This window comes from Nitrospinota bacterium, assembly GCA_016208975.1.
Lineage (GTDB): Bacteria > Nitrospinota_A > UBA7883 > UBA7883 > JACRLM01 > JACQXA01.
The window spans coordinates 1,879,150-1,893,335 of record JACQXA010000004.1; the positions used below are offsets into that span (position 1 = coordinate 1,879,150).

15 protein-coding genes are annotated in these 14,186 nt (G+C 56.6%); 11 read left to right on the forward strand and 4 right to left on the reverse strand.

Going from position 1 to position 14,186, the window contains the following annotated elements:
- The first annotated feature begins 44 nt into the window (after positions 1 to 44).
- The 9 genes from HY751_12730 (at position 45) to HY751_12770 (ending at position 8,224) form a co-directional block, all read left to right on the forward strand.
- Entirely contained in the window at positions 45 to 560 is a 516-nt protein-coding gene (locus HY751_12730) for a thermonuclease family protein (GenBank protein ID MBI4667260.1), read from the forward strand.
- A 222-nt stretch (positions 561 to 782) separates the two neighbouring features.
- Positions 783 to 1,166 (forward strand): hypothetical protein, encoded by a 384-nt coding sequence (locus HY751_12735; GenBank protein ID MBI4667261.1) that lies wholly within the window; start codon positions 783 to 785, stop codon positions 1,164 to 1,166.
- Positions 1,167 to 1,320: 154 nt separating this feature from the next.
- A complete protein-coding gene (locus tag HY751_12740) occupies positions 1,321 to 2,610 on the forward strand; it encodes a radical SAM protein (GenBank protein ID MBI4667262.1) in 1,290 nt (429 codons plus the stop codon).
- Positions 2,611 to 2,755: 145 nt separating this feature from the next.
- Complete coding sequence (locus HY751_12745; GenBank protein MBI4667263.1) at positions 2,756 to 3,859, forward strand: radical SAM protein; 1,104 nt, start codon at positions 2,756 to 2,758, stop codon at positions 3,857 to 3,859.
- A 271-nt stretch (positions 3,860 to 4,130) separates the two neighbouring features.
- Complete coding sequence (locus HY751_12750; GenBank protein ID MBI4667264.1) at positions 4,131 to 4,670, forward strand: hypothetical protein; 540 nt, start codon at positions 4,131 to 4,133, stop codon at positions 4,668 to 4,670.
- Positions 4,671 to 4,844: 174 nt separating this feature from the next.
- Positions 4,845 to 5,348, forward strand: a complete 504-nt coding sequence (locus HY751_12755) for a hypothetical protein (GenBank protein ID MBI4667265.1) — start codon at positions 4,845 to 4,847, stop codon at positions 5,346 to 5,348.
- A 167-nt stretch (positions 5,349 to 5,515) separates the two neighbouring features.
- A complete protein-coding gene (locus HY751_12760) occupies positions 5,516 to 5,905 on the forward strand; it encodes a RidA family protein (GenBank protein MBI4667266.1) in 390 nt (129 codons plus the stop codon).
- 9 nt (positions 5,906 to 5,914) lie between these two features.
- Positions 5,915 to 7,417, forward strand: coding sequence for an anthranilate synthase component I (gene trpE / locus HY751_12765; GenBank protein MBI4667267.1), 1,503 nt, complete (start codon positions 5,915 to 5,917; stop codon positions 7,415 to 7,417).
- A gap of 6 nt (positions 7,418 to 7,423) precedes the next feature.
- Positions 7,424 to 8,224, forward strand: a complete 801-nt coding sequence (locus HY751_12770; GenBank protein MBI4667268.1) for a symmetrical bis(5'-nucleosyl)-tetraphosphatase — start codon at positions 7,424 to 7,426, stop codon at positions 8,222 to 8,224.
- A 50-nt stretch (positions 8,225 to 8,274) separates the two neighbouring features.
- Here HY751_12770 and HY751_12775 read toward each other — a convergent pair whose 3' ends face one another.
- Positions 8,275 to 9,108 (reverse strand): response regulator, encoded by an 834-nt coding sequence (locus HY751_12775; protein MBI4667269.1) that lies wholly within the window; start codon positions 9,106 to 9,108, stop codon positions 8,275 to 8,277.
- Between the two features lie 226 nt (positions 9,109 to 9,334).
- Between HY751_12775 and HY751_12780 the strand changes: the two genes are divergently transcribed.
- Positions 9,335 to 10,099, forward strand: coding sequence for a glycosyltransferase family protein (locus HY751_12780; GenBank protein ID MBI4667270.1), 765 nt, complete (start codon positions 9,335 to 9,337; stop codon positions 10,097 to 10,099).
- A 9-nt stretch (positions 10,100 to 10,108) separates the two neighbouring features.
- Here the strand turns inward: HY751_12780 and HY751_12785 are convergent, their stop codons facing one another.
- Positions 10,109 to 10,927, reverse strand: a complete 819-nt coding sequence (locus HY751_12785; protein MBI4667271.1) for a hypothetical protein — start codon at positions 10,925 to 10,927, stop codon at positions 10,109 to 10,111.
- The gene (locus tag HY751_12790) at positions 10,924 to 11,601 is read right to left on the reverse strand and encodes a hypothetical protein (protein ID MBI4667272.1); all 678 of its coding nucleotides are present in this window, start codon (positions 11,599 to 11,601) and stop codon (positions 10,924 to 10,926) included. The genes HY751_12785 and HY751_12790 overlap by 4 nt, the downstream gene beginning before the upstream one ends.
- A gap of 192 nt (positions 11,602 to 11,793) precedes the next feature.
- On the opposite strand from HY751_12790, the gene HY751_12795 reads away from it, so the two are divergent.
- The gene (locus tag HY751_12795; protein ID MBI4667273.1) at positions 11,794 to 13,095 is read left to right on the forward strand and encodes a bifunctional folylpolyglutamate synthase/dihydrofolate synthase; all 1,302 of its coding nucleotides are present in this window, start codon (positions 11,794 to 11,796) and stop codon (positions 13,093 to 13,095) included.
- Positions 13,096 to 13,116: 21 nt separating this feature from the next.
- Here HY751_12795 and mtnA read toward each other — a convergent pair whose 3' ends face one another.
- Positions 13,117 to 14,166, reverse strand: coding sequence for an S-methyl-5-thioribose-1-phosphate isomerase (gene mtnA, locus HY751_12800; protein MBI4667274.1), 1,050 nt, complete (start codon positions 14,164 to 14,166; stop codon positions 13,117 to 13,119).
- Positions 14,167 to 14,186 lie beyond the last annotated feature (20 nt).

Consider the following 14,186-nt stretch of genomic DNA (forward strand, 5'->3'; position numbering starts at 1 on the left):
GCATTTTGTTCGCGCGAATTTATTTGTCTTACGCCGTTTTCTTAATGCTTCTTGTCTATTCCCCCAATACATCCCATGCTCAACCGGAAACGGAGCAAAACCTTATCTGGGGCAAGGTTATCCGTGTGTACGATGGGGATACCGTTGCCATAAAGGATGACAAGGGCCAAACCATTCGTGTGCAATTGGCTTATATCGACGCTCCCGACATGGACTATGTGACCAACGAAAGGCAACCGCTATTCAAGGATTCCATGGACGCGCTGTCACGGCTTGTGATGAACCAGGAGGTTATCATTGAGGCGTTGGGCAAAGACAGCACAGGCAAGACAGAAGGAATGATTTTCCTCGATAAACTGAACGTGAACGTGGAAATGGTCCGCCGGGGGCTGGCGGAGATTTACGAGCCTGTGCGCTCCAGGCCCGCGGCGTACAACAGGGAATATGTGGACCAGCTCAAGGAAGCCGAAGAAACGGCCAAGGCCGACAAGGCGGGTGTATGGGGCCGGAGCGATTATATCTCTCCTTACAAATACAGGCGTCGCCACGGCGGCCAGTAACCAACTCTCCTGCGGGGTTCCGCAGTTCATGGGCATGCCAACGTGTCATTCGAAAAGATGATCTCGAATACCTGGGGGCGCTTCTTTGACTGGGGCGTAACGCCAGCAGAGAAACTTCTTCAATATCCCTGCGATAAAGTTCCAGATCCTCCTGGCGCCATTTTCTTCCGTGGCGTTACTGTAAAAACCAAAGCGGAAAAACTTTTTCCATGGTTGTGCCAAATGAGGGTGGCGCCATACAGTTATGACTGGCTGGATAACTTCGGCCGGACAAGCCCCCGTAGCCTTTCCGATGGGATAACGGATTTGCGGATCGGGCAGGTTTTCATGACGGGTTTTGAACTGGTGGAGTTCGAGCGAGACCGGCATGTCACCATCAGGAGCAGGGATTGGCCCGCATGGCGATTCATGTTCGGCGACATTGTCATCAGTTATTTGATAGAGCCATTGCCGGACAACCAATGCCGCCTTCTTGTGAAAATGCGCGCCGGGTACCCCAAAGGGTTGTTGATGGGGCCGTTAATGCGGATGCTGTTGCCGCCGGGAGATTCATTTATGATGCGCAAACAGCTGTTAACCTTTAAAACGCTTGCGGAAGGCGGGTAGGTTTATGTTTCAATACGGGCGCCCAAACCGGTTGCGTAAAACCTGACCAAAATGATAAGCTTTATCAATGGTCAGTGTGGCGAGCCGCCAGCGATAAACGCATGTTGGAATTGCCGGGCGCCATCACTTTGCTAACACGAAGGAGTAAAAATCAATGATAGGCATTTCAGCCTTATATTGCCAGGAAGAGAACGAAGGGGACGCCATCCGTTACGGGAAGCAGTCCCATCACATGAAATCGCGCCCCAACGCCCACGCGGTACCCAAATCCTCTTCGGAACGGCGCCCGGTGACGGCGTGGAACATCACCCGCACCTGCAACCTGAAGTGCATACATTGTTATAGCGATTCCGAGGAGAAAGCCTACGAAGGGGAGCTTTCCACACAGGAAGGCAAAAACCTCATCACCGATTTAAAAGAGTTCGGCATTCCCGCCCTGCTTCTTTCCGGCGGCGAGCCGCTGGTGCGTAAAGACATTTGGGAACTGGCCGGTCACGCCAGGGAAGTTGGCCTGCGGCTGACCCTCTCCACCAACGGGGTGCTTATAGACGACACCACCGCCCAGCGGATTAAAGACCTGGGTTTCACCTATGTGGGTATAAGCCTGGACGGCATCGGCGAGATAAACGACCATTTCCGGGGCAAGAAGGGCGCGTTCGACAAGGCCATGCGCGGATTCAAAAACTGCGTGGCCATCGGCCAGAGGGTGGGCCTGCGGCTGACCCTCACCCGGCACAATTACGAAAACCTCCACGCCATATTCGATTTCATCGAACGGGAGGGGATACAGCGGGCCTGTTTCTATCACCTTGTTTATTCCGGCAGGGCGCAGGGGATTTCCGGGGAAGACCTGACCCATGAGGAGACCCGTCACGCCATGGACATCATCCTGGACCGCACCGAGGATTTCCACAAACGCGGTCTCCAGAAAGACATCCTTACCGTGGACAACCACGTGGACGGGCCTTACATGTACCTTAAGCTGTTAAAGAAAGATCCGGAGCGGGCCGGGCAGGTCAGGAAATCGCTGGAATGGAACGGCGGCGGCAGGTATTCCTCCGGCGTATCTTTCGCCGACATAGATTTCCTTGGCAATGTGCATGCGGACCAGTTCTGGATGCATTACACCTTCGGCAATGTGAGGGACCGGCGCTTCTCCGAGATATGGCTGGACGAGAGCGACAAGCTGATGAACGTGCTCAAACACCGGCTGGACAACCTGAAGGGCAAGTGCACGAAGTGCAAGTTCCTCATGATGTGCGGCGGCGCCTTGAGGGTGCGGGCGGACCTGGTTTACGGCGACCCCACGGCGCCAGACCCGGCCTGTTACCTTACAGACGAGGAATGCGGCATAACCCCGGAGATGAGGGCGGAGCTTAAGGCCAAGGGGGAGGATTTTCCCGTGCCGGAGCATCTGTTGTCCAAATCCGGCGTTTCGGCGTAAAGGGGAGGAAATCGAGATGTCCCATCCCCATGGCAAAGGGCATCCTGGCGGCCACCCTGGCGGACATCCGCGCGAGGCGGTCATAAAGGATGTTTACAAGGATATAAAGGAAACAGACTCCGCCGGTGACATGGCCAGGAAGTTCATGATGAACTCGGCCAATCAGCTCCGTCTGGTGTTCTGGGAGACCACCGCCGGTTGCAACCTGGAGTGCGTCCACTGCAGAAGGCTGGACGTGGCCCACCAGATGATGAAAGATGACCTGGACACTGAACAGTCCAAACAGTTGATAGACGCCATCGCCGCCACCTCCCCATGCATACTGGTGCTTTCCGGCGGCGAGCCGTTGTTTCGCCCGGACATCTACGAGTTGGCGGAATACGCCGATTCGAAGGGGCTCACGGTGGCGCTGGCCACCAATGGCACCATGGTAACCCCAGAGGTGGCCAGGAAGATTGTGGATGCGAAGATCCAGCGCGTATCCATCTCGCTGGACGGCGCTTCGGCGGAGACTCACGACAAGTTCCGGCAGTTGCCCGGCTCTTACGAGCGGGCCATAAAAGGCATGAAGTACCTGCAGGAGCTTGGGATGAGCACGCAGATAAACTGTACCATCGCCAAGCACAACGCCCATGAAGTCCAGAAGATATACCAGAACGCCATAGACCTTGGCGCCGAGGCTTTGCACATTTTCATGCTGGTGCCGGTGGGTTGCGGCGTGCAGATAGAGAAAGACCAGTCGCTGGATCCGGAGGCTTACGAGCGGATCCTAAGCTGGTTCTACGAGGTTTCCAAAGAGGGCAAGATACAGACCAAGGCCACCTGCGCCCCCCACTATTTCCGCATCATGCGGCAGAAGGCGGCGGCGGAGGGGATAACCGTTACGCCGAAAACCCACGGCATGGCCGCCATGACCAAGGGGTGTCTTGCGGGGCAGAGCATTTGTTTTGTCTCCCACAAGGGGCAGGTGTTCCCCTGTGGTTATTTCCCGCTGGAGGCCGGTAACGTGCTGTCCACGCCCTTCAAAGACATCTGGGACAACGCTGAGGTGTTCAGGACCCTGCGCGACGTGGAGAAGCTGGAAGGCAAATGCGGCATGTGCGACTACAAGGCCGTTTGCGAAGGGTGCCGCGCCCGGGCGTTCTTCTACACCGGTGGCGATTACATGGCCGAAGAGCCTTTCTGCATCTACGAACCGCCCCAGTACCAGGTAATGAAAGCCGCCGAGGAGATGCAAGCGGGGAAATAATTCATAGGCGGGGGGAGCGTTTATTGCGCCCCCGCCATTCATTTTGTAAAGTTTTTACCGTAGTTTTTTTATCGCCAGACCCCGGATTGCGACCCGCCTTTTTGTGTTAATCTTTTAATCACCTTTTCCCTGATTTTATTATCGACTTCGCTGAAAACTTGATTTAGAATCTTTCTAAACTTTTGGTTCCCGAAGGGTCGCTTTTTGAAAAACAATCCCTTTCGTAACGAGCTAAGGGGTTTTTATCTTAAAACCAAGTGGAGAACTTGACATGAAAAAATGGAAATGCCTTGTTTGCGGTTATATCCACACCGGAGAAACCGCCCCCGACACCTGCCCCGTGTGCTACGCCCCCAAAGCCAAGTTTGAAGAGGCCACCGGCGCCGCGGCCGCCATGGACCTCCCGGCTTATGTGGACGCCAACATAAAAGGGGAAACCTGGGAAGTTACCCATTACATGGGCATGGCGCTAAAAGCGCAAACCCTGGGACTGGGCGAAGTCGCCGAGGCCCTCTATCGCATCGCCGCCGAGGAGGCCTATCACGGCGCCAACTTCATCCATCGCGGCCACCGGGACGCCGGGGTGAAGGGAAAGCTGGACACATCAAGCCAGCTGGCCGACGACCTGAAAAAAGACATGGAGATGATGCTTTCTGGTGAGCGCAACGCCCACAAAGGGAAGAACGAAGCGTCTTCACTGGCCTCCGCCGAGGGAAAACACGACCTGGCCGGTTTTTTCAAGATCGCCGCGGAAGACGAAGCCCGCCACGCGAAAATATTGGAAGGCCTGCTAAAAAGGCATTTCGCTTAAATCCATTTATCATTGGTACGCCGGGGAGTTTTCTCCCCGGTTTTTTTTCGTCCCGGTTGCGAGGTTTGATACATAACCAAAAGGGGGATGGAAATTGCAATCCTGGGGGCGTATAGTAGAATTCCGCTGGCAATGTAACATAATGTACATTTACCTGGGGGACGCGAAGGAGATATGGAAAAGATAACCGTTTATGTTCTTGTCTTGTTCGCTTTAACCCTTGGCGCTTGCGGCGCGGGCTCTTCTTCCAGCAGTTCATCAGACAGTTCCACATATTCTGGAACCTTGGACCAGACCGTGTACCGTGAAGGGGCAAGCCGCTTGGAACGCCTGGCCGAATGCGCTTTAAGCAGTCCCATCACCATTACGATAAACACCGATGGAACCGCCAGTGGAACCACCACCAGCGTGGACACATATGGCGCGGCTGAGACAGCTTCATGCCGGTATGTTGGGGACGAGGCCTGGGCCAACTGGACGGGCACGTTCGATAACGGCGCGTTCACCATGAGTTCTTCGGGGTCGGGGCCGCACGTGTCATTTTCCGGCTCTTCCTCCGGCGTTTATACCGACACAACCATCACCGGCGCGGGATCCGGCACGGTTACGGTGACCACGTCCACCGGCGCTCAGGAGACGCTGACGGTGGAGTACACATTGTCCCTCACCAAGGTGTAACGTTCGAATCCCTCCGGGGCTGGTTTGAAACCCTGCCCCGGGGAAGCAGGTCAATCGAATCCTCCTCGCTACACCGCTCAATTCCCCGCCAATTCCACGGCGGGTTGGGGTATCATATCGAGACTGGAAACAGAGTTTTTCGACGAGTTTTGGAGGGGTAGAGTTACATGGCAAGACAGAACATATCCACCGGCTCCAAGTGGGAGCCTATAATTGGCTATTCCCGCGCCGTGCGGGTTGGGAACGTAATATCAGTCTCCGGCACCACCGCCACCGACGAGACCGGAAAGATAGTCGGCGAGGGAGACGTTTACGCCCAAACCGCCCAGGCGCTCAAAAATATCGGCGCCGCGCTGAATAAGGCCGGAGCGGGGCTCCATCACGTGGTACGCACACGCATGTACATGGTGAACATCGGCGAGTGGGAGAAGGCCGGCAGGGCCCACGGCGAGGTTTTCGGCGACATCCGCCCCGCCACCGCAATGGTGGAGGTGAGCAGGCTGATAGACCCGAAGATGCTTGTGGAAATCGAGGCGGACGCCATCATTACGGAGTGACTGCGGCGAATGTATTCCCTATCCTGCTCCAAACCCTCCATAAGCCGGGAGAGGTTCGCCGAACTGGCGAAAGAGGGCAATTTAATCCCTGTTTACCGGGAGATTTTCGCGGACCTGGAGACTCCGGTGTCGGCGTTTCTCAAGCTGGGGGACAACCCTTTTTCCTACCTGCTGGAATCCGTGCAAGGGGGGGAGAAATGGGGCAGGTACACCTTCCTCGGTCAAGCGCCCTCCATAATCCTCAAGTATCACGGGGAAACCGTTACCGTTACTGAAAACGGGCAGGAGACGACGCGCAAGGCCGAGGGGGACCCTCTGGATGAATTGAGGCGGCTGATGGCCCGTTACAAGCCTGTGCGGGTTCCCGGCCTGCCAAGGTTTTATGGCGGGGCTGTGGGGTTTCTTACCTACGACGTGGTGCGGTTCTTCGAAAAAATGCCGCAGACGGCGGTGGACGACCTTGGCACGCCCGACGCGCTGTTCGCCGTTACGGACACTATACTGATATTCGACAACATATCGAACACCATCAAGGTGGTGTCCAACGCCTATGTGGGCGGGGAAGCGCCGGAAAAGGCCTACGAAAAAGCGCTTTCAAAAATTGATTCCATCATAGCCCTTCTTAAAAAACCATTGCCCGACATCGAGCCGGTAGTTGGCGACCCCAATGTGGCTTTTGAGAGCGCCATGGGAAAAGATGTGTTCGAGGGGAACGTTGACCGGTGCAAGGCGTACATAAAAGAAGGTGACATTTTCCAGGTTGTGCTGGCGCGCAGGCTTAAAGCGAAAATATCGGCCCCGGCCTTTCAGGTTTACCGGGCGTTGCGCGCATTGAACCCGTCGCCGTACATGTACTATCTCAATTACGGCGGGGTGAAAGTTGTGGGCGCCTCGCCGGAGTCTTTGGCCCGGGTGGAGGATGGGGTGGTTGAGACTCGCCCCATCGCCGGCACACGGCCCCGGGGAAAGGACGCGGAGGAGGACAGGTTCCTGGCCGAAGACCTGTTGGCCGACGAGAAGGAACGGGCGGAGCATATTATGCTTGTGGACCTGGGGCGCAACGACGTGGGCCGGGTGTCCATCGGCGGCACGGTGAAAGTGGACGAGTTCATGAACATCGAAAAATACTCCCACGTCATCCACATAGTCTCAAACGTGAAAGGGGCGCTCCGCCACGACAAGGACGCGTACGACGCCCTGAGGGCCATTTTCCCGGCCGGCACCCTGTCGGGGGCGCCAAAGATTCGCGCCATGGAGATAATCGAGGAGCTGGAGGGGACGCGCCGGGGCATCTACGGTGGCGCGGTGGGTTATTTCTCCTTCTCCGGCAACATGGACATGGCCATTTCCATCCGCACGCTCCAAATCCAGGATGGGGTGGCCTACCTGGGAGTGGGAGCTGGCATAGTGGCGGATTCCGTCCCCGAGCGGGAGCACCAGGAAACCGACAACAAGGGAAAAGCCCTCATCCAGGCCGTGCGCATCGCGGAAAACGGCCTGGCCCCGTTATAACGCCCTGTGGCCATTTACGCCATTGGCGATATCCAAGGTTGTTTTGAGCCGCTCCAGCGCCTTCTGGCCGCGATGGAATTCAACCCCGCCAGCGACAAGCTTTGGCTCACCGGAGACATGGTTAACCGTGGCGAAGACTCTTTAAAAGTTCTGCGGCTGGCCATGAGCCTGGGAACTTCCTGCGTGGCAGTGCTGGGCAACCATGAAATCCACATGCTGGCGGTGTACGCAGGGGCGCGCCACATCCGCCACAAGGACACATTCCAGGATATTCTTTCCGCTCCAGACGCAGGCCAGATAATTGACTGGCTCAGGAGACGCCCGTTACTGTATGCAGAAGGGGAATACTTTCTGGTTCACGCTGGGCTCATGCCACAGTGGTCCGCCCAGGATGCTCTAAAACATGCCGCCGAAGCGGAGTCTGTTCTACGCTCGCACGGATGGAAAGAGGCCATGGCCGGATTTTTTGGAGACGGGCCGGACCATTGGGACGAAAATTTACCAGGGATGGAGAGGATTCGCTCCATAGTCAACGCCATGGTGAGAATGCGGGTAATCACCATGCATGGCAAGATGGATCTCTCGTTCACGGGGCCGCCGGCGGAAGCGCCGCCAGGTTATATCCCATGGAGCCTTCATCCCGGCAGGATGACCAAGGATAAAGTGGTGGTCTGCGGCCATTGGGCGGCCCAAGGGGCGGTAATCCGTGAAGATATGATAGCTCTGGACAGCGGATGCGGATGGAAACACGGCCTCACCGGCGCGAGGCTGGACGACAGGAAAATGTTTTTTGTGATGTGCCAGTAAGCCTTAACCCTCGCTGGCAATTGGACAGACCAAACAGCGTTGGCGGGATTTTAAAGGTCCATATCCAGCCGCTTCTTCTTCGGCGGCTCGGCTGGCTTCTCCTCCTTGGCGAGAAGGGGGGAAACCGCGGCGGCGGGAGTGTCGATATTAAGAAGCCCCGAGATGATGGTTTTCAGCTTCTTGGCCTCCCCCTCCTCCAGTTCGCAGAACTGGAAAGCGATGAGCATAACGTTTCTATCGTTCGGGTTGTCCCGGTCCGCCTCCATACGCACAATCTCGCCCCGGGCCTTTATCTGTACCCCTGAGGCGTGAATGTCCAGTTCCAGCTCGTCATATATGGATACTGAACCATGATGGAAAAGGGGCGTTTTGGCCAACAGCCCCGTTTGCGAAACGTTCACCAGGGAGGCGTTGTACCGGGTTTGCTCGTTAAAGATAAGCTCTACCTTGTCTTCGCTTAAAGACTTGAACCGGTTCATGGCGCGCCGTTCCAGCAGGCCCATAACCCTGGTGATCTTCTGGATAAGCACAGCCGCGGAGAAGGGTTTGACTAAATACTCGGAAACCCCCGCTTGGGCCGCCATGATTATGGAGTCCCGGTCGTTCCGGGCCGTGACCATTATAAAAGGGATGTCGGCGGTGTCCTGATCCTCCCGGATGGTCAGCAGGAACTCGTCCCCGGTCATTCCCGGCATTTCCCAGTCGCTGAGAATCAGGCTTATGGGTGAGCGTCGGCTTTTGGCCTTTATTATGTCGATAGCCTCGTTGGCGCTGGATACTTGCACGATGCTGGGACAGTTTAGCTGGTTCTTCAGCACCGAGGAGATGAAACGGCGCACCGTAACATTGTCTTCGGCCACCAGAACGGTCTTATTCTTGAGCATCTGAAGTCAAATTTGAATTTTGCAGGGAAACTAGAAAATGCATGAGCCCATGATACCCCAACTCATGGTAAGCGCTAATGATAAATTGAATTTATGCAAAAAGCCATATAAAGAATTTTGAAATGAATGGTTACAAATAAAAAGACCTCGGGTGATTCCAGGTTCCCAGGTAGCCAAGGTTTGTAAGATAATGCCCTGTCGGTCAAATGAAGGGGATTAATGTTTAATGGGCGGGGTGACAGCCATTGTGCAGGCCAGGGTGGCATCCACCAGGTTACGAAGGAAGATTTTAGAGCCCGTAGGCGATAAGCCGCTTATCCTCTGGGTGACAAGCCGCCTGCGCGCCGCCGCGCTGGTGGACGATGTGGTCATCGCCACCAGCCTGTCTCCGGCCGACGACGAGGTTTTTGAGCTGGCCCGGCGCGAGGGTATCCTTTGCCACAGGGGTTCGGAGGATGATGTGCTGGACAGGTTCATAGGAGCCGCCAAATTGTGCCCGGCGGACACCATAATACGCGCCACGGGGGACAATCCCCTGCTGGACTCTGTTACCCTTGACCTGATGATAAAGTCCCATCTGGATTCCGGGTCCGATTACACCGGGGCCAACGGAGTGGTTCCCTTGGGCTCCACCGCCGAGGTTGTGGCGTTGCATGCGTTGAAGTCCGCTTGGGAGGAGGCGCGGGAAACCCCATACCGGGAACATGTCACCCCATTCATACACAGCCAGCCTGGACGGTTTAAAGTCCGCGCCGCCAATCCCGCGGAATATCTGGCCGGTAAAAATTACAGGCTTACCGTGGACACGAACGAAGACCTGGCCCTGATGCGGGTTCTTTGCGCCGAGCTAGGTAAGGCGGGAAAACCGTTCGATGCGCACGGGGCTGTGGAGCTTTTGGATAGGCGCCCGGAGCTGGTTTCCATCAACATGGAAGTCCTCCAGAAAGACTGGCGCCGGGAGCTTTCCGGGGGGGGCACAAGCGGCGGTTGAGGATGGCGGTTACATCTGCGTGCGATAAAAACTGCCGGAATAAAAACCGAACGCCTGGATGAGCCGCATATAGATTGAATAGAACATCCACAGCGGATTGCCATTCTGGTACATCCGCCAAAAATCCCGCCATATGCCCCGGAAGAAAATGTCCACGCTCCGGAACAGCGGGAACCTTACCCGCCCGCGCAAGGCCCGCGCCAGCCGCTGGTACAGGAGCATGTAGCCGTCCGCGGTGAAGTGGATGAGCGGATGTATGACCGCGTCCTTGCAATAGGTCACTTTGCCACTGTTCTCTATGGCCCATCCAAGTATGAAATCTTCTATGTACAGGGCCGGGAACGGATTGTCCAGGAAGAACCGCCTTGAGCCCGCCAGGTTTGAGAACATGAAATGGAAAAACGGCAGACGGCCTGTTTCCTCGGCCTTTTTCAGATCCACCGCAAAATCGTTCTGGATGAAAAAATTCGTGTAAAGGTCCTGGGCCATCCGCCCTGCCACGGCGTCCACGTCGCCCCAAATAATCGGGTGGGTCAGCCTTTCCATCCACACCTGGTTTGAGGGGACCAGCGACGAGTCCAGAAATACGATGACATCGTCATCCCGCTCAGCGATGGCCCGGTTGACGGCGGAGCCGTACAGAAGGTCCGGCACGACAATGATGGCGCTGGACCGTTTCTCGATCCTCTTCATGCTGGCGTCCGAAAGGTCGTAAGGAATGAACGATACTATCTCCATGGGCGGCTCGCTTTGTCTGGGCAAAACGCTCATAAGCTCCCCCACGGCGTAAGGGTCGTCGTGTATCAACGCGTAAACGGTGACTTTCATATGGCCTGTTGGCTCTCCAAAAGAACTCCATCATGCAGGGCCGTGGAGACCAGCGCCCCGCCATACCCGGCTTTTTCCAGCGACATTATATCGCCGCAGGAAGTCACGCCGCCTCCATAAAGCCATTCCTCCCCGGAAAAGGGGCTCAACGCGGCGGCAGGGTTGAATCCCCTTCCGCCAACGGCTTCCAGCCGGAGATGGATGTATTTTCGATGACCCGCCCTCCTGAGGATTTCCAGCGCCATGGCTATTGTCATCCCCTTTTTAGCGGAGACCAGTTCGCCGTTCTTCGTGTCCAGTGAAAAAAAGGCGTTGGGCGATTCCTTTACAGCCTCCCACCGCGTAAATGTCTCCACGCCGATAACCGGGGTTATGGCTGGGCTCTCCAGGATGTCTTCCTGTGAGGTATAGCCGCCGTCCACAAGAAACCGGGCGCCGCTCCGCTCCGCCAGCTCTTTTATCACCGCCTGGTTGTCACCCTGTTTCATTATCGCGTTCAAATCAGCTATATAGAATAGCTCAAAGTTGAAAGATTCCATCAACCGCTCCACGAAATGAAACGGGCCCGCGTTTTTTAGCAATGGTGACACCAATGGCTTGTACTGGCTACGCAACCCTCCGGCGGCCCGCACTACCTGGCCGTTCAAAATGTCCATTACCGGGATGATTTTCATGGGCGGTTTAATTTGCGCTAATGGCCTTTGGTTCAACTGACCGTCTATGGACGTTAAGAATACCCGCCCGCGACCCCTGTTGAAAATAAAAAAGGCCGCAGTTCCTGCCGGTCTTGATAACTTGCGCCGGTGTCTGCCAAAATGGCTTCATCATGATGCAGTCTAAATCACCTGTCGAGGGCCGTAAACCCCATGGATTATAAAAAGGCCCAGGCTTATCTGGATTCGCTGAGTTTCCGGGGAATGAAGCTGGGGCTGGCCAACACTTCAGCCCTGCTTTCGGCGCTGGGCGACCCCCATCTGGCCGTGAAAACGGTTCACGTGGGAGGCACCAACGGCAAAGGCTCCACATCCGCCATGGTCGCCTCTATCGTCTCGCTCGCCGGAATAAAATGCGGGCTATATGTCTCCCCCCATTTGCAGACATTCCGGGAGCGCATAAGCGTGGACGGGGAGATGATAACAAAACCGCAAGCCGCGCGGCTGGTTGGCAGGGTCAAAGAAGCCGCTGAAAAAATGGCCGACCCGGTGACTTACTTTGAGTTTATGACCGCCATGGCGTTCCTGCATTTCGCCGAGGAGAAAGTGGGGCTTGCGGTGATGGAAGTGGGGATGGGCGGCAGGTTCGACTCCACCAACGTAACCACTCCCGAAGTGACGGTGATAACCAGCGTTGCCATGGATCACCGCCAACATCTGGGGGGCTCGCTGGAAAAGATCGCCGCGGAAAAATGCGGCATCATAAAGCCCGGCGCGCCGGTGGTTACCGCCGTCCGCCAGCCTCATGTGGTTGGAGTGGCGCTGGCGGCGGCCGAAGGGCGGCGGGCGCCAGTCAGCCTGTTAGGACGGGATTTTCATTGCAGGCGCACGGGCTTTTTCGAGGGTGGCGAGAGGTTTTATTTCAGATCCGGAGCCACCGTATTTAAAGAAGCCACCGTGTCTTTAGTGGGCCGCCAACAGATTCTCAACGCATCCATGGCCATCCAGGTGGCGCTATTGTTGCGTGAGAGGGGCTATCGTATCGATGACCGGTCCATTATCGCCGCCCTCGGTTCCATCTCCTGCCCCGGAAGGTTCGAGATGGTTTCGGAAAAGCCAGCGATAATCCTGGATGGGGCGCACAATCCAAGGGCCTGCTCGGTACTGCGGGAAACATTGTTGGAGCGGTTCGGGGCGGGCCGGGTGGATTTTGTGTTCGGGGCCATGGCCGACAAGGAGTTCAAGCGGATGATCCGCAACCTTCTGCCTGTGGCCGCAAGCTTCACTTTTTTCAGCCCCTCCGTGCCCAGGGCCGCCGACCCCCAAATCTTCCAGCGGGCGCTGAAAAACAGCGGGGCCAAAGTACCTTCCCGGGTAATAGGGCCGGTGGACGAATTGATGGGATGGATAGGCTCACGGAAACCTGAACGAGTGATTCTCGTCACCGGCTCGTTTTACACAGTAGGGGAGATCCGCGCGAAGCTATCAGGCGGGAAGGTGGAAGACCGGGCGTAATAAAACCCCCGGCCTATGCCGTCAGTCCTTCAATTCCCGCAGGCGCCCCAGTGACTCGTTGAATGGAGGATAGGCAACCCCACGCTCGGTAATAATCGCCGTGATAAGCTCCGCAGGCGTCACATCGAAAGCAGGGTTGAACACGCCCACCCCTTCCGGCGCGATGGAGTATGCTCCCATCACATGGGTCACCTCTTTTGGGTCGCGCTCCTCTATGGGTATCTGGCTACCGTCATGTTTGCCGAAATCTATGGTGGACATGGGCGCCGCCACATAAAACGGCACGTTGTGGCGCCTGGCCAGCACAGCCACCGAATAGGTGCCTATCTTGTTGGCGGTGTCGCCGTTGGCGGCTATCCTGTCGGCCCCCACTATCACCTTGTTCACCCGGCCCAGCTTCATAAGATGGCCCGACATGTTGTCGGAAATAAGGGTGACGGGGATTTTTTCCTTCATAAGCTCCCAAGTGGTCAGCCTTGCCCCCTGGAGCCACGGCCTGGTCTCGTCGGCGAACACGGTAACCTGTTTGCCCTGCAGATGCGCCGCTTTAATCACCCCAAGGGCCGTGCCATATTCCCCGGCGGTGGCCAGGGCCCCGGCGTTGCAATGGGTGAGGATGGCGTCGCCTTTGGCGAAAAGGGCCGCGCCGTTTTCGGCCATCCTGCGGTTGATGGCCAGGTCTTCCTTGTAGATTCTAACGGCCTCTTCCTCAAGCCGTTTTTTAAGGCCGTCGATTCCTTCGCTTATGGAGCCCGAGGCCACGGCGCGCATCCTGTCTATCGCCCAGAAAAGGTTCACCGCCGTGGGGCGGGAGGCCGCCAGGGTGGATAGCGCCTTGTCGAATTCCACCATGAACGTTGAATGGTCACGCGCCTCTATGGCCTTAGCCCCCAGCGCCGCGCCCATGGCCGCCGCCACGCCTATGGCTGGCGCGCCGCGAACCACCATGTCTTTTATGGCCTGGGCCACGCCGGCGTAGGTGGTGTACTCCAGGTAAGTCTCCTCGCTGGGGAGCTTGCGTTGATCCAGAAGCCTTGCGCGGCCATTTCTCCATTCAACGGTCTTGAACATTTTCCACCTTATTTAAAAGG